Origin of the sequence: Hydrogenophaga sp., assembly GCF_018780385.1 — a bacterium.
In the GTDB taxonomy this organism is placed as follows: Bacteria; Pseudomonadota; Gammaproteobacteria; order Burkholderiales; family Burkholderiaceae_C; genus Hydrogenophaga.
Genome location: NZ_JADMJO010000016.1, coordinates 12852 through 35422, shown reverse-complemented (window position 1 = coordinate 35422; position 22571 = coordinate 12852). Strand labels below are relative to the sequence as shown.

Sequence of the window (22571 nt, the reverse complement as noted above, 5' to 3'; positions counted from 1 at the left end):
CAGGTTGTTTCACGTGAAACCTCAGAACGTCCTCACCCTTCCGGGTTGGCAGAACAGCGGCCCCGACCATTGGCAAAGCCTCTGGGAAGCGGCCCACGGCTACCGCCGGGTGGACCAGCACGACTGGATGCAACCGCGCCGAGGTGACTGGATCGCCCGGCTCGAAGACGTGCTGTTCACCTGCGACGAACCCGCCGTGCTCGTGGCGCACAGCCTGGGTTGCCTGCATGCCGCGGCGTGGGCGGCGCACTCGCAGAACACCGCGCGTGTGAAAGCCGCGCTGCTGGTCGCGCCCGGAGACGCCGAGCGAGAAGAGATGCGCCCGGTGCTGCCCAGCTGGTCGCCCATTCCCATGCAGCGTCTGCCATTCCCCAGCGTGCTGGTGGGCAGCCGCAACGACCCATATTGCAGCTTCGAGCGCGTGCAGGCCTTGGCCTTGGCCTGGGGTTCACGCTTTGTCGACCTGGGCGAGGCCGGCCACATCAACGCCGAGTCCGGCCTGGGCGACTGGCCGGCAGGCCACGCAGTGCTCGCCGAACTCATGAATCTCTGACTTCCGAAAGACGACCCATGGTCACCAAAAAACCCAAGGGCCTCGGCCGCGGACTCGAAGCCCTGCTGGGTCCCAAAGTGCTGGACACGGTGCCCGCCGATGCCAGCCTGCCGTCAAGCCTGCTCCTCACCGAGCTGGTGGCGGGCCAATACCAGCCCCGCACCCGCATGGACGAGGGCGCGCTGTACGAACTGGCCGAGAGCATCAAGGTCCAGGGTGTGATGCAGCCGATCCTGGTGCGCCAGCTGGCCGACGGCCCGAACGCCGGCAAATACGAAATCATCGCGGGCGAGCGGCGCTTCCGCGCGTCCAGGCTGGCCGGGCTGGACAGCGTGCCGGTGCTGGTGCGCGATGTGCCCGACGAGTCGGCCGCCGCCATGGCGCTGATCGAGAACATCCAGCGAGAAGACCTGAACCCGCTGGAGGAAGCCCACGGCCTGCAACGCCTGGTGAAGGAGTTTGGGCTCACTCACGAACAAGCCGCCCAGGCCGTGGGCCGCTCGCGCAGCGCCGCCAGCAACCTGCTGCGCCTGCTGCAACTCGCCGAACCGGTGCAGACCATGCTGATGGCCGGCGACCTGGACATGGGCCACGCGCGCGCCTTGCTGGCGCTGGACAAGGCCAGCCAGATCACCGCCGGCAACCAGATTGCGGCCAGGAAGATGTCGGTGCGCGAGGCCGAGAGCCTGGTGAAGAAGCTGGGCGCCGAGTTCGCGCTGTCGCCGCAGAAGCTCAAGAAAGACAAGTCGCGCGACATCCGCCGCGTGGAAGAAGAACTGGCCGACCTGCTGATGGCCGAGGTCGAGGTGCGTGTGAAGAAGCGCGTCAAGCGCCACGGCCGCATCGAAGAGATGGGCGAGATCGCCATCCAGTTCGGCTCGCTCGACGCCCTCAACGGGCTGATCGACAAACTGCGCGGCGGGCATTGATCGGGCGGGCCTCCGCCCGATCGGTCCTTCTCAAGCCCCGTTCTTGACCACGGTGGTGGGCCCGTTCGTGCGGACCGACTCCATGCCGGCGCGCCGCGCGGCCGCCGTCTTGTACATCTGGCTGGTGCCGATGATCTGGTGGTTGGCGGCCTTGAGGTTGAAATAGAAGCGGCCATCCGACGCGTCGCTGTGTGTGTAGGCGGAATCAACGGGGCTGTTCTTCTGAACCGAAGCGATCCCGTTGTCCGCGGCGGCGCGCGACTCGTAGACCTCGCTGCGCAGGATGACCTCGCCATTCGCCGCCTTCAGAACAAACGACAACTGACCCTTGTCGTTCTTTTTGAGTTCGTACCAACCCGCCATGTGACCTCCGTACGGTGGTGAAAAGAGAGGTCCATCGTACGCAGGCCGGGGCGGTTGTGCGGCCTTTGATGCCGCAGGCGCGGCACCGCAGGCGGTGCCCGTTCACATCGAGAAAATCTTCCCCGGATTCATGATGTTGTCCGGGTCGAGGGCGCGCTTGATGGTGCGCATCATGTCCACCGCGCCGCTGCCGGCTTCGGTGAGCAGGAACGCCATCTTGTGCAGGCCCACGCCGTGTTCGCCGGTGCAGGTGCCTTCCAGGCTCAGCGCGCGCGCCACCAGCTTGTGGTTGAGCACTTCGGCCAGCGTGTGTTCTTCAGGCTTGGTCGGGTCGATCAAATAGCCGAAGTGGAAGTTGCCGTCGCCCACGTGGCCGACCAGGAAGTAGGGCAGACCGGCCGCGTCAGCCTCGGTGACGGAGTCCAGCAGGCAATCAGCCAGGCGGCTGATCGGCACGCAGGTGTCGGTGGAGATCGCGCGGCAACCCGGCTTGCTCTGGATCGCGGCGAAGTAGGCGTTGTGCCGCGCGGTCCACAGGCGGGTGCGCTCCTCGGGTGTGTCGGCCCATTCGAAGGCCTGGCCGCCGAAATCGCCCGCGATCTCCTGCACCGTTTCGGCTTGCTCCTTCACGCTCGCGGGCGAGCCGTGGAACTCCATGAGCAGCATGTTTTCTTCACGCAGGCCGAGCTTGCTGTGCGCATTGACCATGCGCACCGTGTTGTGGTCGATCAGCTCGCAGCGCGCGATCGGCACGCCGAGCTGAATCACCTGGATCACCGTGCGCACCGCGGCCTCGATGCTCGGGAACGAGCAGGTCGCGGCCGAGATGGCTTCGGGCAGCGGGTAGAGCTTGAGCGTCACTTCCGTGATCACACCCAGCGTGCCTTCGCTGCCCACCATCAGGCGCGTGAGGTCGTAGCCGGCCGATGATTTTTTGGCGCGCGTGCCGGTGCGGATGACCTCGCCGCTGGCCGTGACCACCTCAAGCGCCAGCACGTTCTCGCGCATGGTGCCGTAGCGCACCGCGTTCGTGCCGCTGGCACGCGTGGCGGCCATGCCGCCAATGGACGCATCAGCACCCGGATCGATCGGGAAGAACAGGCCTTCACTCTTCACCGCTTCGTTCACCGCCTTGCGCGTCACGCCGGGTTGCACCGTCACCGTGAGGTCTTCGGCGTTGATCGCGAGCACCTCGTTCATGCGGCTCACGTCGATGCTGATGCCGCCCTGCACCGCGAGCAGGTGGCCTTCGAGCGACGAACCCACGCCGAACGGAATCACGGGCACGCGGTGCGTCGCGGCCAGCTTCACCGCGTCGGCCACGTCTTGCGTGCTCTGGGCAAACACCACTGCCGCCGGCGGTGGCACCTCGTACACCGACTCGTCGCGGCCATGCTGCTCGCGCACCACCAGGGCGGTGGAACACTGCGCGCCGAAGCGGGCCTGCAGCGCCGCGAGCAACTCGGGCGGCACCACACGCTGGTGGACTTGCGGGGCCAGGTGGCTGTGGGCGGTGGGGGCGTTCATGGGCGGTCTCCAGGCTGTTTTGTGCAGCCGGTCAGTTTAAGCCCGCAGCCCCGGGCGTGGTGTCTTGCGCGGGCGTGCTCAGCTGCGGGCTTTCCCGGCCTGCAGCAGGGGCGGCGCGGTGCGATTGCCCCGCGTGGGGCCATTGGAGGTGTTGTTGCCGGAGGCGCCAGTGAAGCTGTGGGCCTGTCCTGTGATGCGGGCCGCGTGGGCCGGCGGCACGCTCGCCATGCCGGCCAGCCCCAAGGTGCAGGCGGCGATCAATTGCACGCTGCGGGCTTCGAAGTCGGCGAGTCGTTGTCGGCGTTGCGTCATCGGTATCTCCTGAGAGGTGGAACAGGCGCACATTACCGCCCGCACCCGCATCCAGGACCAGCGGTTTTTCGCTCTGTTGCTCGACGGACAACTTGCTTGCCTCAGACACATTTCCCTTCACGTCGTTACGCCAGGTCAAAGTTGCACAATCCAGCAACCACCTTTCAATTCAAGGACCGCCATGGGCAACCGCCTCACCCAGATCGCCACCCGCACCGGCGACGCCGGCACCACCGGACTGGGCGACAACACCCGCGTCTCCAAGGACAACCTGCGCGTGCACGCCATGGGCGACGTGGACGAACTCAACTCCCACATCGGCGTGCTGCTCTGCGAAGAGATGGCACCCGACGTGCGCACCCTGCTGGTTGAAATCCAGCACCAGCTCTTCAACCTCGGCGGCGAGCTGTCCATCCCCGGCTACGAGCTGCTCAAGCCCGAGGCCGTGCTCGCACTCGACGAAGCCCTGGCCACCTACAACGAAACCCTGCCGCGTCTGCAGGAGTTCATCCTGCCCGCCGGCACCCGCGCGGCCAGCCAGGCCCACGTGTGCCGCACCGTGGCACGCCGCGCCGAGCGCGCGGTGGTGGCGCTGGGCAACGAAGAAGCCTTGAAGGAGACACCGCGCCAGTACCTCAACCGCCTGAGCGACCTCATGTTCGTGCTCGCGCGCGTGCTCAACCGCATGAACGGCGGCGACGACGTGTATTGGAAAAGCGAGCGCATGGCCCAGGGCGCGGCCGAATGAAAGCAGCGTTGATGTCGGTGGCCTGCATGGCCGCCGCGCTGGCCCCCACCGCCTCGGCACAAACCAGACCGCCGAGCAAACCCGCGCCCACGGCCAACGAAGTGACGCTGGTCTGCGAAGCGGTCTACATGCCCGCGCGCACCACCTGGACCCGCACGGTGAGCATCGGCTACGACAAGAAGCGCGTGCGCTCGGTGAAGATCGACGGCGTGCCGGTCTACACCTTCGCGATCCAGGACACTGTGATCCTCACGGCGGTGGACAACGAACGCATCCAGATCGACACGGCCGCGCAGACCTGGAGCAGCGATTTCCGGGGGCAGGCCACGGCGCAGGGGCGGTGTGAGCGGGGTCCGTGAAACTCAAGGAAGGCGCAAGATGAAAGCACAGGAACGAGACCACCTGATGGCACTGCTCAAGGGTCGCTTCGAGCAGAACGCGGATCGCCACAAGGGGGTCACCTGGGCGAACGTGCTCGCCAGGATCGACGCCTCTTCCGCGGCGTTGAAGGCGCTGGCCCGGATGGAGGCCTCGGGCGGTGAACCCGATGTGATCGGTCACGACAAGGCCACGGGGCAGATCCTCTTCTGTGATTGCGCCGCCGAGAGCCCTCTGGGGCGCCGCAGTCTTTGTTACGACGGCGAGGCGTTGAACGCGCGAAAAGAGAACAAGCCCCCCGGCAGCGCAGTCCAGATGGCCGCCGACATGGGCGTCGAACTGCTGTCGGAAGAACAGTATCGGATGCTGCAGCAGCTGGGTGAGTTCGACACCAAGACGTCCAGCTGGATCACGACGCCTGATGAGATCCGTTCACTCGGTGGTGCACTCTTCAGCGATCGACGCTACGGCCGGGTGTTCACGTACCACAACGGGGCACAGTCGTATTACGCCGCACGGGGCTTTCGCGCGCTGCTTCGCGTGTGACCCGGGCTTGATCCCTTCACCGCGGCGCCAACACCGCCATCGTGATCCGCGACACACAGGTCATCTCGCCCGCGTCGTTCGTCATGTCGATCTGCCACACCTGCGTGGTGCGGCCGATGTGCACCGGGCGGGTGATGCCGGTGACCCAGCCGCTGGTGGCGCCCTTCAGGTGGTTGGCGTTGATGTCCAGGCCCACGGCGCGGTGGCCTTCGGGGCAGCTGTAGGCCGCGCCGCACGACCCCAGGGTTTCGGCCAGCACCACGCTCACGCCGCCGTGCAGCAGGCCGTAGGGTTGTTTGGTGCGGGTGTCCACCGGCACGCGGGCGCGGATGAAGTCGTCGCCGACCTCCAGGAACTCCATGCCGAGGTGTTCCACGGCGGTGTCCTTGTGGATGGCGGTGAGCGCTTCGATGGAGATGGGTTTTTTCCAGATGGCCAAGGTCAGACTCCTGTCGTTGAAGGCGCCACTGTAAGGAGACCGGCGAAGAACACGGCCAGATACCGTCATGCGGACATGCCGAATGCTCACACACGGGAACGCGCCTTGCCCCCACCATGCGCTGTGGAGCACACCCAACCATGACACACACACGCCGCTGGACCATTGCATTTGCCGCCGTTGCGGGACTGCTCGCCGCCGCATGGCTGTCATTGTGGGCGCTGGTGCCCAGCGACGCGGAGCTCGCGCGGCGCGTGGAGGCGGAGTTCGAGGCGCGCCTGGGCCAGAAACTCGTGGTTGGTGCCGTGCACTGGCGCGTGCTGGGTTTACCGATGGTCGAGGTGCTGGACGCGCACACCGAGCAGCCCGAAGCCATTCGCGTTCGCCGCGTGGCGATCTACCCCGAACTCCTGCCCTTGCTGCGCCAGCGCTTCGTCATCAACCGGCTGCAGATCGATGGCGCCGTGGTGCCGCGCAATGCCCTGGCGGCCTACCGCGACAAGGCGCAGGACGGGTTGGGCTCGGTGGTCCTGCGCTCGGTGGCGTTCACGGACACGACCTACATCTCCTACAGCGGCATTCCGGTGGTGTATGCGGGCGACATCCGGTTTGACGATGACGGCTTGCCGCAGCGGGTGCAGCTGCGCCGCCCCGAGGCGAAGCCGCCCGCCTCGCTGGACGCCACGCGCGACGGCAAGACCGAGAACGGCGCCGACCTGTACCAGGTGCGCCTGCAGGGCGCCGGCGGTTCGGCAAACGGGCAGGCGCGCCTGGCCACGTCGGCCGATGGTCGCATGGTGCTCACGGGCGAGCTCGCACCGCGCGACGTGCAGGTGAATGCGCTGCTGGAGGCTTTTCATCGCCGCTCGCCCGTCAGCGGCCTGGCGTCGGGACAGACGGAGCTGCGTGCGGAAGGCGACTCCTTGATCGAACTGTTCCGCTCGCTGCACACGCGCAGCGTGCTCCAGGTCGAACGCGCAAAGATCCTGCGCTTCAATCTGGAGAAGGCGATCCAGTCGGTCGGCAAGGAGCGCGAGGGTGAGACCCCGCTGGACACCCTCTCCGGCGTGTTGGAAACGCAGAACACCCAGCATGGCCTGAAGGCCGAGTTCACCCGCGTGAAAGCCGTGGCGGGCTCTTACACCGGCACCGGCCGGGCCACGGTGTACCGCCGGCAGATCGATGCCCAGGGCACGCTGGAGGTGGGCGGCGGGGTGCTCGAGGTGCCGTTCACGCTGCGTGGACCGACCCGCAAGCCCGAGTTTGAAATGGCCTGGGGCACCCTGGCGGGCGCTGCCGTGGGCACCGCGGTGTTGCCGGGCATCGGCACGGTGCTGGGCGCCAAGATCGGCGGGATGTTCAGCGGGCCGCCGGAGACACCCGACAAGCCCGCGCCGGACTCGCCGCCCCGGCGATGAACGCGGGCGCTGTGTCCGTCAGGCTGCGGGGCGGGTTTGCGGCGCTGCGCCGCGGCTGAGCAACCAATAGAGAAAGATCGCGCCGAAGGTGGCGGTGCCGATGCCGCCCAGGCCGAACTCGCCGAACTTCAGCGTGTATTCGCCGGTGCCCAGGATGATCGGGATGGCGGCCACCAGCAGGTTCTTGTTGTCGGAAAAGTCGACCTTGTTGTCGACCCAGATCTTGGCGCCGGCAATCGCGATGAGGCCGAACACCACGATGGACACACCGCCCATCACGGCCAGCGGAATCGCCTGGATCAGCGCGCCAAACTTCGGTGAGAAGCCCAACACGATGGCGATGCAGGCCGCCACCACGAACATGGCGGTGGAGTAGATCTTGGTGGCGGCCATCACGCCGATGTTTTCGGCGTAGGTGGTCACGCCCGTGCCACCCGCCGCGCCGCTGACCATGGTGGCCACGCCGTCGCCAATGAAGGCCTTGCCCAGGTAGGGATTCAGGTCGCGCCCGGTCATGGCGCTCACGGCCTTGATGTGGCCCAGGTTCTCGGCCACGAGGATCAGCGCCACCGGCGCGATCAGCAGCATGGCCTGCGCCTGGAACACCGGCGCGGCAAACGTCGGCAGGCCGAACCACGTGGCGTTGGCGATGCCCGAGACGTCGATGGGTTTGCCCAGGCCCAGACCGTTGGTGAGCACGGCGTAGATCAGGCTGGCGACGATGAGGCCCACCAGGATCAGCAGGCGCTGCGTCATGCCGCGCGCGTACACGGCCACCAGCGCCACGCTGATGAAGGTGATGGCCTGCATCCAGGCGTCAAACCCGGTGGGCGCCATGTTCTTGATCGGGATGGCCGCGAGGTTCAGTCCGATGACGGCCACCACGGTGCCGGTGACCACCGGCGGCATCAGGCGCTCGATCCAGTGCACGGCGGCGCCTTCGTCCACCTCGTCCACCTCCATGCCGGCCATGGGCGTGGATCGGGTGTGCTTCACGTTGGTGGCGTGCACGATGACGCCGATGACGGTGTAGACCAGGCCGCAGATGATGATGCCGCCCAGCGCCACACCCAGGTTGGCATTGGGGCCGGGCCCCGCGTAGCCGCTGGCGGCAATCACCACGCCGATGAAGGCGAAGCTGGAGCCGAGGTAACTCGGCACCTTGCCGCCGGTGATGAAGAAGAAGATGAGCGTGCCGATGCCGCTCATGAGGATGGCCACGTTGGGGTTGAAGCCCATGAGCAAGGGCGCCAGCACCGTCGCACCAAACATGGCGATGACGTGTTGCACGCCCATCATGGTGGTCTGCGGCCAGGGCAGGCGCTCGTCGGGGGCGATCACGCCACCGTTGTCGAGCGTGGTGGAAGTCTTCTCTGTCCAGTTGAACAGGCCCATTGGGTGGTCTCCTTGGTTGTTGTCGAGGCCGGCCGCACCGGCTGGCAGGCATTGTGCCGGCAAAACCGTTGCGCGCATGCCTAGCGCTGCCGGCACCGCTGACCGCTGACGGTGCGCACCGATGCCGCGCGACTTTGTTCAACGATTGAGATTGTGGGTATCCTGCATTTTGTCGTTTAGATCAAAGATAGGCGTCATTCAACACCGCCACGGGCATCCAACATGCGCTTCAAAGAGATTGCGTCCAGGCTCACGGGACTTAGCGTCCCGATCTTCGGCATTCAGTGGAATCCTCTCGAAGCTGAGTGCGTGGCAGCCCGTCGTGTCGTGTCCTTCCTGGAGGATCGGAGAGTTCTCTACGCTCCGTCAGAGATGGAATCGCCGCAACACTGCGTGGACTCCGTTCTCCGCATGCGCGATTTCCTCACCGCCGAACTCGGCAAGCTGCCACAAGACGCCGAACTGGCGAGAACACTCCGCCCGATGCGGGCTGCATGTCGCAAGTTCATGGCGACCGTCGAAGTTGAAGGCGATCGCCGAATCATCACGTTCGGGGCGGAACGGGGCCAACGTTCGCTCGCGCGACTCAACTTCAACGTTTAGAGATCATTGGAGACATTGATGAGCCCTGAGATGACGGCTGGACTTTTTGGCTTGTTGGGCGTCCTTGTCGGCGGCCTGCTGTCCTGGTGGCTTCAGAAGGATCGTGCATCCACCGATTTGCAGATTGCGTTGGAGTCGATCAAGACCGAACACATGGCGGAAAAGACGGTTCAGTACTACTTGAGTCACAAGGGCTACACCGACCGATCCTTTGATCTTCTGAGAAAGCGCCTGGGCGGCTTCGACGATGACGAGCTTCGGCGGATTCTCGTTCGGGCCGGAGCGGTGCGCTACATCAGAGACGATGGTTCCGAATGGTGGCAACTGCTGTCTCGCTCGGCAGAGGCGTGGGGGAAATCTCGCGCCAAAGCGCCCGGGAAGGACAACGACGACCTTTAGCCCTGACTCAAGACGTCACAAGCGCCAGAGGCCTCAGGCAGCGGCCTGATTGGCCTGTGGCCTCACCCGTTTGCCGGCAGCACCTCGCCCCGGCTTTCGCCAAAACCGATGCGCGCCGCGCCCGGCCTCTCGCACCAGCCGCGCAGGATGATGGCGTCGCCGTCTTCGAGGAAGGTGCGCGCCTCACCCGTGCCGGGCAGCGGCAGGCTGCGCGTGCCACCCAGGCTGAGTTCCACGATGGCACCGGCCTCGTCCAGCGTGGGGCCGGAGATGGTGCCCGTGCCCAGCAGGTCGCCCGGTTGCAGGTTGCAGCCGCCCACGCTGTGCTGCGCCACCATCTGCGCGATGGTCCAGTACTGGTGACGAAAGCTCGTGCCGCTGATGCGGTCGGGGCTGATGCCGCGCTCGCGGTGCTGGCTCGATTCGAGCTGCACCTCCAGCTGCACGTCGATGGCGCCCTGGCGGCGGTTGGTGTGGTCCTGCAGGTAGGCCAGCGGTTGCGGATCGGTGGCGGGTCGGTCAAACGGCAGTCGGTAGGGCGCGAGCGCCTCCAGCGTCACGATCCAGGGCGAGACGGTGGTGCAGAAATTTTTGCCGAGGAAAGGACCGAGCGGGTTCATTTCCCAGAACTGGTGGTCGCGCGCGGACCAGTCGTTGAGCAGGCACATGCCGAAGATGTGGTCCTCGGCCTCGGCGAGCGCGATGGGCTCGCCCATGGCGTTGCCCGGGCCGATGTAGAAGCCCATCTCGAGTTCGAAATCGAGTCGGCGGCAGGCGCCGTACACGGGGGCTTTGGCGCCCGGCGGCATGGCCTGGCCCATCGGCCGGCGAAACGGCGTGCCGCTCACCACCACGCTGGAGGCACGACCGTGGTACGCGATCGGCAGCCACTGGAAGTTGGGCGAGAGCGGGTCGTCGGGCCGGATCACGCGGCCCACGTTGCGCGCGTGGTGGATGGAGGTGTAGAAGTCGGTGTAGTCGCCGATGCGTGTGGGCACACGCATCTCCACCTCGGCCAGCGGCACCAGGCTGGCGCGCAGTGCGTTCACGCCCGGGCCGCTGGCCCCCGTCTTGAGCAGATCAAACAGCGCATGGCGCAGCGCGCGCCAAGCCGTCGGCCCCATCGCCAGGAAGTCGTTGAGCGCGTCGCCGGTGCAGGCGTTCACCGCCTGCGCCGCCGGCCCGGACACCGCGCCTTCGCGCGCGATGGCGGCCAGGTCGATCACCTGATCACCAATGGCCACGCCACCGCGGAAGGCCTCGCTGGAGCCTTGGCGGCGGAACACGCCGAAGGGCAGGTTCTGGATCGGAAAGTCGGTGCCCGGTGCGTTGGCCGATTCGAGCCAGCTGCGCGCTTCGGGGTCGTGGGTGTGGTTCAGTTCCATGGTGTTCATGCCGCGGTGGCTTGCAGAGCGTCGTCGAAGATGGCGACCGCGCGGGTCCAGCCCGCGGACGCGCCGCGGATCTTGTGCGGGAAGCAACTGATGAAGAAGCCGTCGGCCGGCAGGGCCTCCAGGTTGTGCATCTTCTCGATGTGGCAGTAGCCGATGTCGCGCCCGGCCTTGTGGCCTTCCCAGATCAGCGAGGCGTCTTTTGTCTCACCATACTTCTGCGCGGTGTGCACGAAGGGCGCGTCCCAGCTCCAGGCGTCGGTGCCGGTCAGGCGCACGCCGCGCTCCAGCAAATACATGGTGGCTTCGTAGCCCATGCCGCAGCCGGACGAAACAAAATCGTCGTGGCCGTAGCGCGAGCCGGCGCGCGTGTTCACCACCACGATTTCCAGCGGCTTGATCGTGTGCTCGATGCGATTCAACTCGGCCTCCACATCGGCAGCCGTGACCACGTAGCCGTCGGCGAAGTGGCGGAAGTCCAGCTTCACGCCGGGCTGAAAGCACCACTCCAGCGGCACGTCGTGGATCGCGATCGCGGGCTTCTTCTCGCCCAGCGCCTTGTCCATGGTGGAGTGGAAGTGGTAGGGCGCATCCAGGTGCGTGCCGTTGTGCGTGGAGAGCTGCACCAACTCCACCGCCCAGCCTTCGCCATCGGGCAGGTCTTCCTTTTTCAAGCCGGGGAAAAAGGGCTCGATCTGCTCGAAGGTGTGCTCGTGGGTGAAGTACTGGATCTTGGGTGCGAAGGCCGGCGGGTCGCTCAGCACGTCGTTTTCAAGGTAGATCGAGAGGTCGACAAAACGGCGGGACATGGTCATCTCCAGAGGGCGTTGAAATCAAGGTCGCTGCCAGCGCAGCAGGGATCGCTCAGCCAGGGCGAGCAGCACGTTGCTCACGAAGCCCATGGCCCCGAGCAGCGCGATGCCGGCAAACAGCTCGCTGGCCTGGAACGAGCGCGCGGCCAGCAAAATCGCCTGGCCCAGGCCGGGTTGTGAGGCGATCATTTCGCCCACCACCGAGACGATGAGCGAGACCGTGAGCGACAGGCGCATGCCGGCCAGGATGTCGGGCATGGCGTTGGGCAGGCCGATCTTGAGCACGAAATTGAGGTGGCTGAGTTCCAGCGAGCGCGACACCTCGCGCAGCTGCTGGTGCACGTTGGCCAGCCCGTGCAGCGTGGCCAGCAGCACCGGCCACATGGCGCCAAACGCCACCACCGCCAGCACCATGTTGCCCGACAGGCCGAACAGCGCGATGGCCAGCGGCATCACGGCCGAGGCCGGCAGCGGGCGGATGAATTCGAGCGTGGGCGCGATCCACTCGCGGGCCCGCGCCGAACTGCCGATGAGCGCGCCCAGCGAGATGCCGAGCGCACTGGCCAGCACCCAGCCGCTGACCATGCGGCTGAGCGTGGCCCAGGTGTAGGCCGCGAGGTCGCCGCCGGCCAGGCCCTGCACCAGGCTGGCCAGCGTGGCCTGCGGCGTGGGCAGGAAGGCGCGGTTGACCCAGCCACTGGTGCTCGCCGCCCACCACAGGGCAATGAAAGCGCCGAGCACCAGCACCGAGCCGGTGGCGCTGCCCAGCATCGACAGGGTTTTGTGCAGCCGGTTCATGCCGCCTGCTCCCCCATGCGGCGCGCCACCCAACGCTGCAGCGCCAGCGCCGCGACATTGATGGCGTAGCCCACCACACCGATCCACGCGAGCCAGGCCAGCATGAGCGCCGGGTCCAGGCTCTGCTGCGCGATCATCATGGCGTAGCCCATGCCGTGCGGGTTGGCCGCGATCTCCACCGTGACGGCGACCACCAGCGCAATGGCCACGCCCAGGCGCAGCGCCACAAACAGGCGCGGCACGATGGCCGGGCCGACGATCCAGGCGAAGCGCTGCAGCGGCGAGAGCTGCAGTGCACGCGCCACCTCCAGCAAACGCGGCTCCACCTGCAACACAGCGGCCTGCGTGAGCACCAGCATGGGCCACAGGCAGGCGAAGGCCACCACGCTCACTTCCATGCGCAGGCCGAAGCCGAACACCAGCATCGCCAGCGGGATCAGCGCCACCGACGGGATCGGGCGCGCCACCTCCACGCTGAGGTAACCGAGTTGCCCGGCGCGGCGCGACAGGCCCAGCAGCGTGCCGAGCAACAAACCCCCGATCGCACCGATGAGCAGACCCAGCGCGGCGCTGCCCAGCGTGAAAGCCGTGGCCTCCAATAGCGAGCCGTCCATGAGCGCACCACCGAAGGCGCGCACTGCGGCGCTGGGCGGGGCGATGGCGTCGCTGCCCTGGCCGGTGGTGCGCGCCCAGAGTTCGAGTGCACCGAGCAGAACGGCTGGAAAAACCAGGGCCTTCATCTAGTGCCCCAGGTAGTGGTACAGCTCGCGACGCAAGCGCAGGAACTCGGGGTGTTCCTTGGTGCTGAGCTGGTCGCGCGGCTGCGGCAGTGGCACCTCGATCAGCGCGGCGAGGCTGGGCAAGTCGGGCGTGGGGTTGCTGCGCAGCGCGATCACGCGGTCGCCCAGGTAGAGCGCTTCTTCCAGGTCGTGGGTGACGAACATCACCGTGAGGCCTTCTTCGCGCACCAGCCGGGCCAGCTCGTCCTGCAGGGTCTCGCGCGTCATGGCATCCAGCGCGCCGAAAGGCTCGTCCATCAGCATCACGTCGGGCTGCTGCGCCAGGCAGCGCGCGATCTGCACGCGCTGCTGCATGCCGCCCGAGAGCTGGGCCGGGAACTTGTCGGCGTGTGCGCTCAGACCCACCGTCTGCAGCACGCGCGCGATGCGAGCCGGACGGTCCGCCACGGGCACCTGCGCGGCTTCCAGCGCCAGGCTCACGTTGGCCTGCACCGTGCGCCAGGGCAGCAGGGCTCGCCCGTAGTCCTGGAACACAAAAGCCACCTCGCGGCTGGGGCTGGTGATGGCCTGGCCCTGGCGCAGCACACGTCCGCTGCTGGGCGCCACGAAACCGGCGGCCGCGCGCAGCAGCGTGGTCTTGCCACAACCCGAGGGACCGATCACGCAGACGAATTCACCCCGACCAAGGGACAACTCCGTGGGCGAGAGGATTTGCCGACCACCCAGGGTGATCGCCACCTGGTCGAAGTGCAGGACGGTATCGGTCATGGGTGGCATGGGTGCGTTGCGCTCACTTCGCGATCAGGCGGGCCACGTCGGGCTTGCCCTTGAGCATGGCCTGCTCGTTCATGAGGTCGACCCAGTAGGTGAGTTGCTTCTCGGTGACCACCGGTCCCGGGGGCGAGATCTGGATCTTGGCGATCACTTCGGGCGGCAGCTTGATGTATTTGCCGATGGCCGCGCGCACCGCGTCGTTGTTTTTGGGCTGCTGCATGAAGGCGGCGGCTTCCTGCACCGCCTCGCGGAAGGCGCGCGCCGCGCCGGCGTTTTGTGCCACCCAGTCGCGCCGCGCGGTGTGGATGATGGTGGGCTGGTTCTCGGGCAGGAAGGTCGAGTAGTAGGACGCCACGTAGCCGATGCCGCTGTCGGTGATGCGGCTCATGAACGGATCGGCGCTGACCACCGCATCGACCGAACCGCCGCGCAGCAGGTCGCCGTGTTGGGGGAACGAGGCCTCGACGAAGTTCACCGTCTTGAAGTCCACGCCCTGCGTCTTGAGCCAGCCACGGAAGGTCACGTGCAGGAAGGCGCCCAGGCCGGGCACGCCGATCTTCTTGCCCACGCAGTCCTTGGCGGTGCGGATGCCGCTGCCGGCCTTGGCCACCAGGCCGAAGCCGGTGATGGTCTTGGAGGTCACGCCGCCACCGGCCACCACCACGTGGTCCAGCCCGCCGTCCACCGATTGCAGGAACACGCTGGGTGTCGGGCCACCGATCTGCAGCGAGTCGGCCTGCACCGCGGCCGGGATGGTGGAGTTGATCGGGATGAACTTGAGCTCCACGTCGAGCTGGCGCTTCTTGAAGTAGCCGTTCTCGGCCGCGACGAACACCGAGGCGAAGTCGGTCACGGCGGTGTAGCCGAACACGATCTTGGTGGCGCTCTGCGCGAAGGCGGGCAGGCTGATGGCGGCCGGAACAGCGGCCAGGGCGGCCAGGGCGGTGCGTCGTTTCATCGTTGTCTCCTTGTGGTGGAAGGGGTCGAAGGGCGGGGCGAAAGTGAAGGAGGCGGAATGGGCAGGGCGGCGCGCAGGCCACCGACGATGAAGCGGATCAGGCGCTCGCACGCGGCGGGGTCGCCAGGGTGGTTCACGTCCAGCGACAGGCGCGCGACGCGGTCGTCCACCAGGTGGTGCAGCAGCGCGCCGAGCGCGAACTGATAGCCCCAGGCCACGTCCGCGCGCGTGGCGTGGGGCAGTGCGCTGTGCATGGCGTCGATGAAGCGGTGGGCCATGGGGTCGAAGAAGTCGCGCAGCACGCGGTCGGCCTCCTGGCTGTTGTAGGCCAGCTCGCGGCCCACCAGCTGGGCGTAGTGGTGGCCCTCGGGACTGGAGCGCAGCTTGATGACCGGGCCAACGAAGGCCTCCACGATGCGCGTGAGCGTCTGCGGGTCCTCGGGATCGTGCGAGGCGGCATCGAGTGCGACCAGGCGCTCCTCGATGGTCTGGTTCCAGTGCGCAAAGATGGCGTGGAACAGGTCTTGTTTGGGGCCGTAGTAGTAACCCACCAGCGCCAGCGGCACGCCGGCCTCTTCGGCGATCTGGCGGATCGTCACCGCGTGGTAGCCGCTCTGCGCAAACAGTTTTTCGGCCGCGAACAGGATGGCCTGTTGACGGTCGGGGCGCTGCGCTTGGCGCGACGCCGCCGCGCCCTTGCTCGTTCGAGGCGAAGCGGTGCGGGGGCTGTGGCGGCTGGGCATGGCGATATTGAACAGCTGTACAAAAAAGTTGAACACCCGTACAAACCCGAGGCCAGCAGTCGCCACGGAACGGAACTGCGCTGTTAACCTGATGGCAAAAAGGACCACGCCATGAACGAGACAAACCCACCTCCCTTCACCCCGCAGATCCGGCTCTACCAGCAGTGGCTGGCGGAGCAGAGGGGTCTGCATTTCGACAGCTACGACGCACTCTGGCGCTGGTCCACCACGGAGCTCGATGCGTTCTGGCAAAGCATCTGGGACTACTTCGACATGCGCTCACCCACGCCGCACACCGCCGTGCTGGAGCGCAACGTGATGCCCGGCGCCAAGTGGTTCCCGGGTGCGCAGGTGAACTACGCGCAGCAGGTGTTGCGCCACGTGCAGCCCGCCCACGAGGCCGGTTTCATGGCCATCGTGAGCCGCAACGAAAAGGGCCGCCATGTGGAGATGAGCTGGCCCGAACTGCGCCGCCAGGTGGCCTCTCTGGCGCTGCACCTGCAGGCCCAGGGCGTGCAGCCCGGTGACCGCGTGGCCGCCTATTTGCCGAACATTCCGGAGGCCATGGTGGCCTTCCTGGCCACGGTGAGCATCGGCGGTGTGTGGAGCATCTGCGCACCCGACATGGGCACCAACGCCGTGCTTGACCGCTTCCGCCAGATCGAGCCGGTGGTGCTGATTGCGTGCGATGGCGTGACCTACGGCGCTCGCGACTTCGACCGCCTGGCCGTGGTGGCCGAACTGCGCGCGGCCTTGCCCACGGTGCGCCATGTGGTGTTGCACACCAACCTGGCTGCTGACGCTGAAGATGCCGCCGCTGCCGCAGACCGCGCGCTGCAGGCCGCCGCACCCTGCACCGCGTTTGCCGAGGCCACATCGCGCATGGACGCGGCCGTGGCGCAGTTCGAACCGCTCTGGCTGCCCTTCGACCACCCACTGTGGATCGTGTATTCGAGCGGCACCACCGGCCTGCCCAAGCCCATCGTGCATGGCCACGGCGGCACCACCATCGTGGCGCTGGCGCTCAAGATCCTGCACAACGACATCGGCTGCAGTTATGAGCCCAACAGCTGGGGCGAGCGATACCACTGGTACAGCTCCACCGGTTGGGTGATGTGGAACGCGCAGGTGGGCGGGCTGCTCGGCGGCACCACCTGCGTGATCTATGACGGCAACCCCGGTGGCGCCAGGGACAAGCCCGACTGGACCACGCTGTGGCGCTTCGCGGCCGAGCAAGGCGTGACTTTCTTCGGCGCGGGCGCGGCGTTTTTTGCGAACTGCCTCAAGGCCGGTGTGGACCTCTCGGCGTGCGGGGATCTGTCGGCGGTGCGCGCGTTGGGCACCACCGGTTCACCGTTGTCGGAAGACGCGCAGAGGTGGGGGACCGAGCAGTTCCGGAGATTGCGGGAGTGCCAAGCCAATACCGTTCGCCCTGAGCCTGCCCTTCGACAAGCTCAGGATGATCGGGAGAGAGGGCTTCGACAGGCTCAGCCCGAACGGGGGGTGGCTCGGCCGGAGCAGGAACAAGACATCTGGTGGTGCAATATCTCGGGCGGAACCGACTTCGCCGGCGCCTTCATCGGCGGCAACCGCGACTTGCCTCAGACCCCGGGTCGCATGCAGTGCCGCCTGATGGGCTGCGCCGTGGAAGCTTGGAACGAACAGGGTCTCCCAGTGAGCGACGAGGTGGGTGAGCTCGTGTGCACGCAGCCCATCCCGTCGATGCCGCTGTACTTTGTGGGCGACGTCGGCAACAAGCGTCTGCTCGGCAGCTACTTCGACATGTACCCCGCTGGCCATGGCCGCAAGCCCGGTGGCGGTGATCTCGACAACGAGGCCGGCGCCGTCTGGCGCCACGGCGACTGGCTGCGCATCCACCCCGACGGCTCCTGCGTGATCTACGGCCGCTCGGACGCCACCATCAACCGCCACGGTCTGCGCATGGGCACCAGCGAGCTCTACAGCGCGGTCGAGGCGCTGCCCGAGGTGATGGATTCGATGGTGGTCGACCTCGAGTACCTGGGCCGCGAGAGCTACATGCCGCTGTTCGTGGTGTTGCGCGAGGGTCTGGTGCTCGACGACGCGACGCGCCAGCGCATCAATGACAGCATCAAGACCGCGCTGTCGCCGCGCTTCGTGCCCAACGAGATCTTTCAGGTGCCCGAGATCCCGCGCACGCTCTCGGGCAAGAAGCAGGAGCTGCCGATCAAGAAGCTGTTGCTTGGCCAGCCGCTGGAGAAGGTCATCAACCGCGAAGCGATGGCCAACCCGGGCTGCCTGGACTGGTACGTGAATTTCGCGGCGGCTCGCGCTCAGACCTAGCAGAGGGCGAGAGCGATCCGCCGCCGGGCCGCCCCAAGGCGGATCAACCCCCTCGGGGGGCAGCGACCCGCGCAGCGGCGGAGCGTGGGGGCTTCAGTGCGCCACCGTGAAGCGCTGGCGGTTGTGCTTCGGTTTTTCGATCTCGTCGACGATCGCCACCGCCAGATCCGCGACCGAAATGCCGGCAGGCGCTTCGCCCGTGCCCTGCAGCAGCTGGTCGCCACCCACGCGGTAGCGGCCGGTGCGCTCGCCTGGTGCGAGCGCGATGGGCGGTGAAACGAAGGTCCAGTCCAGCGTGGTCTCGCCGCGCAAGCGCGTGAGCAGGTCGCGGGCGGCCAGCGCGCCCTGTTTCCATTCGGCCGGGAACTCGGGCGTATCCACCAGCTGCAGACCGGGCGCCACCTCCAGGCTGCCCGCGCCACCGACGGCCAGCACGCGTTTCACGCCCGCCTGCTTCGCACCGGCCAGGATGCCGTCGTAGCCCAAGCCGAACAGTCGATTGATCTCGGCCTCTCCCCAGCCAGGGTTGTAGGCGCTGACCACAGCATCCTGCCCCGCGACGGCGTGCGCCACCTGAGCGGCGTCGTTCACGTCGGCCTTGACCACCTGCAGGCCGGCCTGCGCGTTGAGCTTGTCAGGGTGGCGGGCGAGGGCGGTCACGGCGTGGCCGCGCGAGAGCAGTTCGGTGAGAACGGCGCTGCCGACAAAGCCGGTGGCACCGATGAGGGCGATCTTCATGACAGGGTCCTTTCAGGGGTTTGCAGATGACAGCTAGTGTTTCATCTTCATAAAATGCGCGGTAGATGGCCATTTCGGCTTTTTTCTTGTAGAAAATCTAATGAATGATTGACGCCACCAGCTGGACCGACAAGCTCAAGCGCATGGCCTTGTTCGCCGAGATCGTCGACAGCGGCTCGATCAGCGCCGCCGCGCGCCGCGTCGGCAGCACGCCCTCGGCGTTGAGCCAGCAGTTGCGGCTGCTCGAGCAGTCGCTCGGCTTGGTGCTGCTGCACCGCTCCACCCGCCGCATCACCCTCACCGAGGCCGGCGCGCGCTACTACCCGGCCTGCGCGGCCATGGTGGCCCAGGCCCGCAGTGCCGACAGCGCGCTCGAGCGCCTGCGCGACGAGCCCGAAGGCGAGCTGCGCCTGGCCGCGCCCATCGGCTTCGGCGAACTGCTGGCCACCGCGCTGGAGCCGCTGCGCCGCCACCCCCGGTTGCGGCTGCATCTGCTGCTGGACGACACACCGATCGACCTGATCGCCGAGCGGGTCGACCTCGCGCTGCGCGTGGGCCGCTTCACCGACTCGGCGCTCGTGGCACGCCGCATCGGCCAGCTGCACCGCCAGCTGTGCGCCGCGCCGCGCTACCTGACCGAGCGCGGCTGGCCGCGCCACCCCGACGAACTCGCCGGGCACGACTGGCTGGGCCTGCCACCGCGTGGCGCGGCGGTCGACTCGCTGGCCTTTGAAGGACCTCAGGGCGAGCAGGCCGTGGTGCGGGTGGACGCTCGCTTGCTCGCGTCGCAGGTGACCGCGCTGCAGGCGATGGCGGTGGCAGGCTGGGGTCTGTACGCGGGCATGGCCGACGACGTGCGCCAGCCCCTGGCCGAAGGCCGGCTCGCGCCCGTGCTGCCCGACTGGGGGCTTGCACCGGTGGCCGTGTACGCGGTCACGCCACGGCGCGACGAGCAGCCGGCCAAGGTGCGGCACGCGTTGCAGGCCTTGCAGGACCACTTCGCCGCTCGCCCGGGCTGAGCCGCGCAGCCAGGCGCGGGTGTGCCTTGGGGCCCGACTACGGGAAAGCCCCGGGGCCAACCCGCTTTCGGCCGGCGCGTGCATGCGCTAAGTTGCATGAACCCATCAATACCGGAGACATGCCATGCAGTCCAGCGACCCTTCCGTCAACCGCCGCCAGGCGCTCACCCTGGCCGCGAGCGGCGCCGCCGCGGTGGCCGCGCCAGGCCTGTTCAGCAGCGCGGCGTGGGCGCAAGACAAGTTCCCCTCGCGCCCCATCACCCTCATTGCACCCTGGCCCGCCGGCGGCAGCAGCGACGGCGTGATGCGAGCACTGGCGCAGAGCGCGAGCAAGGCCCTGGGCGTGCCGGTGGTGATCGAAAACAAGCCGGGTGTGGGAGGCACGCTGGGCGCCAGCGCCATGGTGCAGGCCAAGCCCGACGGTTACACCCTCACGCAGTTGCCACTGGGCATCTACCGTCTGCCGCACATGCAGACCATGCCCTTCAATCCGGTGACCGACATCACCCACATCGTCTGCCTCACCGGCTACACCTTCGGCATCGCCTGCACCGCGGATGCGCCGTTCAAGACACTCAAGGAGATGGTGGCCTACGCCAAGGCCAACCCGGGCAAGCTGGAGTACGGCCACACCGGCACCGGCACCACGCCGCATCTGGCCATCGAGGAGTTCAGCGAGAAAGCCGGCATCCAGCTCAACCCGATTCCGTTCAAGGGCTCGGCCGAAATCATGAGCTCCATTCTGGGAGGGCACATCCGCATGATGAGTGGGACCACCGAGTTCGCGCCGCATGTGCAGAGCGGCAAGCTGCGGCTGCTGGCCACGCTCGGCCGGGAGCGCAACAAGGCGTTTCCCGATGTGCCCACGGTGAAGGAAAGCGGCTGGGACACCATCTCCGAGTCGCCGTTCGGCATTGGTGGCCCCAAGGGCATGGACCCGGCCGTGGTGAAGGTGCTGCACGACGCGTTCAAGACCACACTCGACGACCCCGAGGTCAAGGCCACCTTCGACAAGTTCTACCAGCCCACGGTCTACATGAACACCGCCGACTACACGGCCTACGCGGCGCGCACGTTTGCAGCGGAGAAGAACACCATCGAGCGGCTCGGGCTGTCGAAAAAGAACTGATCTGGCTCAGCGCGATTCGCCGCCGGGCCGCCCCAAGGCGAATCAGCCCCCTGGGGGGCAGCGACCCGCGAAGCGGAGGAGCGTGGGGGCTATCGTTTGCTCACCAATACGATCCCCACCGCCACACCCACGAGTGCCAGCACCAGCTGCAGCGTGAGCGGCTCGCTCAGCAGCACCACGCCGAACACCAGCGCGAACACCGGCGTGAGGAAGGTGAAGGTCGACATGTGGGTGGCGGGGTACACGCGCAGCATCCACATCCAGGTGAGGTAGCTGGCAAAGGCGCCCACCACGGTCTGGATGCCCAGCGAACCCCAGGCACGCGCCGAGTAGTCGAGGGACCACGCCTCGCCCAGCGCGAGCGAGACGAAAGGCGCGACGACCGCCGTCACCGCCACCTGATAGAACAGCGTTTTTTCCGCGCTGGCGGTGGACAGCTTCGTGGCGCGGATGGTCAGCGTGGTCAGGCCCCAGAGCGTGCCCGCGGCCAGCGCCATGGCGTCGCCCAGCCACTGGCCAGCCACCGGCGAGCCTTGCGTGAAGCCTTCGCTGAAAGCCACCGCGACCGCAGCAAACGCGATCGTCAAACCGATCCACTGAATGCGCCGCAGCTTTTCACCGGGCACCACCCGGGGCAGCAGCAGCGCCACCACAAACGGGCTGGTGTAGAGAAACACCGTGAGGCGCGACGCGGTGGTGTGCAGCAAGCCGAGGTAGATGAAAGCGAACTCACCCGCGAACAGCGAGCCCGCGAGCAGGCCGGCCTTGAGCGTGCCGTCGCGTTCAAAGAGGCGAACGCCCCGCGCCGCGCACCACAGCCAGATCAGAACGGCCGCGCCCCAGAAGCGCAGCGAGGCCTGCCACAGCGGCGGCACTTCGGCCACGGTGTCCTTGATCAGGATCTGCTGGAAACCCCAGAAGGCGCAGCACACCACGAGCAGGGTGATGGCGAGCGAGTCGAGGTGGGTTTTGCGAACGGTGGTGGCGCTCATGTCACAGCGGGTGTTCGGTGTAGAAGCGCCCGCCGTGAAACAGCAGCGGAGAGGCCTCGGCCCGGTGGCTGCAACGCTCCACCTCGCCCACGAAGATCACGTGGTCGCCTTCGGCGTACTGGCTGCGGTTGAAACATTCAAACGAGGCGGCGGCGCCTTCAAGCAAGGGCGCGCCGTTGCCGCCTTCGCGAAACGCCACGCCGGCCCAGCGGTCGGTGTCCTTGGCGGCGAACTGTTCGGCCAGCGCCTGCTGGTCGGCGGCCAGCACGTTGATGGCGTAGTGCCGGCCGTTGGAGAACGCGGCCATGGAGCCCGCCGCCTTGCCCAGGCTCCAGAGCACCAGCGGGGGATTCAGCGAAACCGAGTTGAATGAATTGGCCGTCAATCCCACCAGTTCACCGCTGTCGGTGCGCGCGGTGACGATGGTCACGCCGGTGGCGAACATGCCCAGCGAGGCGCGGAACTCGCGCGCCGAAAAATCGGGCGCGCGGGCCTGCAGGACAGGAGGGCGGGCAGAAGACATGGTGAACGTGGATCCAGAGCGT

General features: G+C 67.1%; 26 protein-coding genes. 11 read left to right on the top strand and 15 right to left on the bottom strand.

Going from position 1 to position 22571, the window contains the following annotated elements; genetic code table 11:
• Positions 1-13: 13 nt before the first annotated feature.
• On the top strand, positions 14-553 hold the full coding sequence (locus tag IV113_RS08365) for an alpha/beta hydrolase (RefSeq protein WP_291082986.1): 540 nt from the start codon (positions 14-16) through the stop codon (positions 551-553).
• A gap of 17 nt (positions 554-570) precedes the next feature.
• Positions 571-1482 carry a ParB/RepB/Spo0J family partition protein gene (locus IV113_RS08360; protein WP_291082983.1) on the top strand — a complete coding sequence of 304 codons (912 nt, stop codon included), beginning with the start codon at positions 571-573 and terminating at the stop codon, positions 1480-1482.
• Positions 1483-1512: 30 nt separating this feature from the next.
• On the opposite strand, the gene IV113_RS08355 is transcribed toward IV113_RS08360, so the two are convergent.
• The 3 genes from IV113_RS08355 to IV113_RS08345 all read right to left on the bottom strand — a co-directional run bounded on the left by IV113_RS08355 (position 1513) and on the right by IV113_RS08345 (position 3684).
• Positions 1513-1845, bottom strand: a complete 333-nt coding sequence (locus tag IV113_RS08355) for a YegP family protein (protein WP_291082980.1) — start codon at positions 1843-1845, stop codon at positions 1513-1515.
• Between the two features lie 102 nt (positions 1846-1947).
• Positions 1948-3372, bottom strand: coding sequence for an FAD-linked oxidase C-terminal domain-containing protein (locus IV113_RS08350; protein WP_291082977.1), 1425 nt, complete (start codon positions 3370-3372; stop codon positions 1948-1950).
• 78 nt (positions 3373-3450) lie between these two features.
• Positions 3451-3684: a hypothetical protein gene (locus tag IV113_RS08345; protein ID WP_291082974.1), complete on the bottom strand. Its 234-nt coding sequence runs from the start codon at positions 3682-3684 to the stop codon at positions 3451-3453.
• A gap of 181 nt (positions 3685-3865) precedes the next feature.
• On the opposite strand from IV113_RS08345, the gene IV113_RS08340 reads away from it, so the two are divergent.
• The 3 genes from IV113_RS08340 to IV113_RS08330 are packed head-to-tail and all read left to right on the top strand — an operon-like array spanning position 3866 to position 5356.
• Positions 3866-4432 carry a cob(I)yrinic acid a,c-diamide adenosyltransferase gene (locus IV113_RS08340; protein WP_291082972.1) on the top strand — a complete coding sequence of 189 codons (567 nt, stop codon included), beginning with the start codon at positions 3866-3868 and terminating at the stop codon, positions 4430-4432.
• Positions 4429-4791 (top strand): hypothetical protein, encoded by a 363-nt coding sequence (locus IV113_RS08335; protein ID WP_291082969.1) that lies wholly within the window; start codon positions 4429-4431, stop codon positions 4789-4791. Before IV113_RS08340 ends, IV113_RS08335 begins: the two co-directional genes overlap by 4 nt.
• Positions 4792-4837: 46 nt before the next feature.
• A complete protein-coding gene (locus IV113_RS08330; RefSeq protein ID WP_291082966.1) occupies positions 4838-5356 on the top strand; it encodes a DUF4256 domain-containing protein in 519 nt (172 codons plus the stop codon).
• A gap of 16 nt (positions 5357-5372) precedes the next feature.
• On the opposite strand, the gene IV113_RS08325 is transcribed toward IV113_RS08330, so the two are convergent.
• The gene (locus tag IV113_RS08325; RefSeq protein ID WP_291082963.1) at positions 5373-5795 is read right to left on the bottom strand and encodes a hotdog fold thioesterase; all 423 of its coding nucleotides are present in this window, start codon (positions 5793-5795) and stop codon (positions 5373-5375) included.
• Positions 5796-5935: 140 nt separating this feature from the next.
• Here IV113_RS08325 and IV113_RS08320 point away from each other — a divergent pair, with 140 nt between their 5' ends.
• On the top strand, positions 5936-7213 hold the full coding sequence (locus IV113_RS08320; RefSeq protein WP_291082960.1) for an AsmA-like C-terminal region-containing protein: 1278 nt from the start codon (positions 5936-5938) through the stop codon (positions 7211-7213).
• 18 nt (positions 7214-7231) lie between these two features.
• Here the strand turns inward: IV113_RS08320 and IV113_RS08315 are convergent, their stop codons facing one another.
• Positions 7232-8608: a solute carrier family 23 protein gene (locus tag IV113_RS08315; RefSeq protein WP_291082957.1), complete on the bottom strand. Its 1377-nt coding sequence runs from the start codon at positions 8606-8608 to the stop codon at positions 7232-7234.
• A 222-nt stretch (positions 8609-8830) separates the two neighbouring features.
• On the opposite strand from IV113_RS08315, the gene IV113_RS26220 reads away from it, so the two are divergent.
• Both IV113_RS26220 and IV113_RS08305 read left to right on the top strand, forming a co-directional pair.
• Positions 8831-9211 (top strand): DUF6650 family protein, encoded by a 381-nt coding sequence (locus IV113_RS26220; protein ID WP_363318590.1) that lies wholly within the window; start codon positions 8831-8833, stop codon positions 9209-9211.
• Positions 9212-9229: 18 nt separating this feature from the next.
• On the top strand, positions 9230-9610 hold the full coding sequence (locus IV113_RS08305; RefSeq protein WP_291082951.1) for a hypothetical protein: 381 nt from the start codon (positions 9230-9232) through the stop codon (positions 9608-9610).
• 62 nt (positions 9611-9672) lie between these two features.
• On the opposite strand, the gene fahA is transcribed toward IV113_RS08305, so the two are convergent.
• Genes fahA through IV113_RS08270 form a run of 7 tightly spaced genes read right to left on the bottom strand, consistent with a single transcriptional unit; the run spans position 9673 to position 15826 of the window.
• Complete coding sequence (gene fahA, locus IV113_RS08300; protein ID WP_291082948.1) at positions 9673-10995, bottom strand: fumarylacetoacetase; 1323 nt, start codon at positions 10993-10995, stop codon at positions 9673-9675.
• A 5-nt stretch (positions 10996-11000) separates the two neighbouring features.
• The gene (locus IV113_RS08295; protein ID WP_291082945.1) at positions 11001-11810 is read right to left on the bottom strand and encodes a cyclase family protein; all 810 of its coding nucleotides are present in this window, start codon (positions 11808-11810) and stop codon (positions 11001-11003) included.
• A gap of 24 nt (positions 11811-11834) precedes the next feature.
• Entirely contained in the window at positions 11835-12611 is a 777-nt protein-coding gene (locus IV113_RS08290; protein ID WP_291082942.1) for an ABC transporter permease, read from the bottom strand.
• A complete protein-coding gene (locus IV113_RS08285) occupies positions 12608-13351 on the bottom strand; it encodes an ABC transporter permease subunit (protein WP_291082939.1) in 744 nt (247 codons plus the stop codon). Before IV113_RS08285 ends, IV113_RS08290 begins: the two co-directional genes overlap by 4 nt.
• The gene (locus IV113_RS08280; protein ID WP_291082936.1) at positions 13352-14119 is read right to left on the bottom strand and encodes an ABC transporter ATP-binding protein; all 768 of its coding nucleotides are present in this window, start codon (positions 14117-14119) and stop codon (positions 13352-13354) included.
• Between the two features lie 22 nt (positions 14120-14141).
• Positions 14142-15083, bottom strand: coding sequence for an ABC transporter substrate-binding protein (locus IV113_RS08275; RefSeq protein WP_291082933.1), 942 nt, complete (start codon positions 15081-15083; stop codon positions 14142-14144).
• Positions 15080-15826, bottom strand: a complete 747-nt coding sequence (locus IV113_RS08270; protein WP_291082930.1) for a TetR/AcrR family transcriptional regulator — start codon at positions 15824-15826, stop codon at positions 15080-15082. The genes IV113_RS08275 and IV113_RS08270 overlap by 4 nt, the downstream gene beginning before the upstream one ends.
• A gap of 111 nt (positions 15827-15937) precedes the next feature.
• Between IV113_RS08270 and IV113_RS08265 the strand changes: the two genes are divergently transcribed.
• On the top strand, positions 15938-18148 hold the full coding sequence (locus IV113_RS08265; protein ID WP_291082927.1) for an acetoacetate--CoA ligase: 2211 nt from the start codon (positions 15938-15940) through the stop codon (positions 18146-18148).
• Positions 18149-18241: 93 nt separating this feature from the next.
• Here the strand turns inward: IV113_RS08265 and IV113_RS08260 are convergent, their stop codons facing one another.
• On the bottom strand, positions 18242-18886 hold the full coding sequence (locus IV113_RS08260; RefSeq protein WP_291082924.1) for an NAD(P)-dependent oxidoreductase: 645 nt from the start codon (positions 18884-18886) through the stop codon (positions 18242-18244).
• A 104-nt stretch (positions 18887-18990) separates the two neighbouring features.
• Between IV113_RS08260 and IV113_RS08255 the strand changes: the two genes are divergently transcribed.
• Together IV113_RS08255 and IV113_RS08250 are read left to right on the top strand one after the other, a co-directional pair.
• The gene (locus IV113_RS08255) at positions 18991-19905 is read left to right on the top strand and encodes a LysR substrate-binding domain-containing protein (RefSeq protein ID WP_291082921.1); all 915 of its coding nucleotides are present in this window, start codon (positions 18991-18993) and stop codon (positions 19903-19905) included.
• A gap of 124 nt (positions 19906-20029) precedes the next feature.
• Positions 20030-21034, top strand: a complete 1005-nt coding sequence (locus IV113_RS08250) for a tripartite tricarboxylate transporter substrate binding protein (protein ID WP_291082918.1) — start codon at positions 20030-20032, stop codon at positions 21032-21034.
• 89 nt (positions 21035-21123) lie between these two features.
• On the opposite strand, the gene IV113_RS08245 is transcribed toward IV113_RS08250, so the two are convergent.
• Together IV113_RS08245 and IV113_RS08240 are read right to left on the bottom strand one after the other, a co-directional pair.
• The gene (locus IV113_RS08245; RefSeq protein WP_291082915.1) at positions 21124-22026 is read right to left on the bottom strand and encodes a DMT family transporter; all 903 of its coding nucleotides are present in this window, start codon (positions 22024-22026) and stop codon (positions 21124-21126) included.
• 1 nt (position 22027) lies between these two features.
• A complete protein-coding gene (locus tag IV113_RS08240) occupies positions 22028-22549 on the bottom strand; it encodes a flavin reductase family protein (RefSeq protein WP_291082912.1) in 522 nt (173 codons plus the stop codon).
• Positions 22550-22571: the final 22 nt, after the last annotated feature.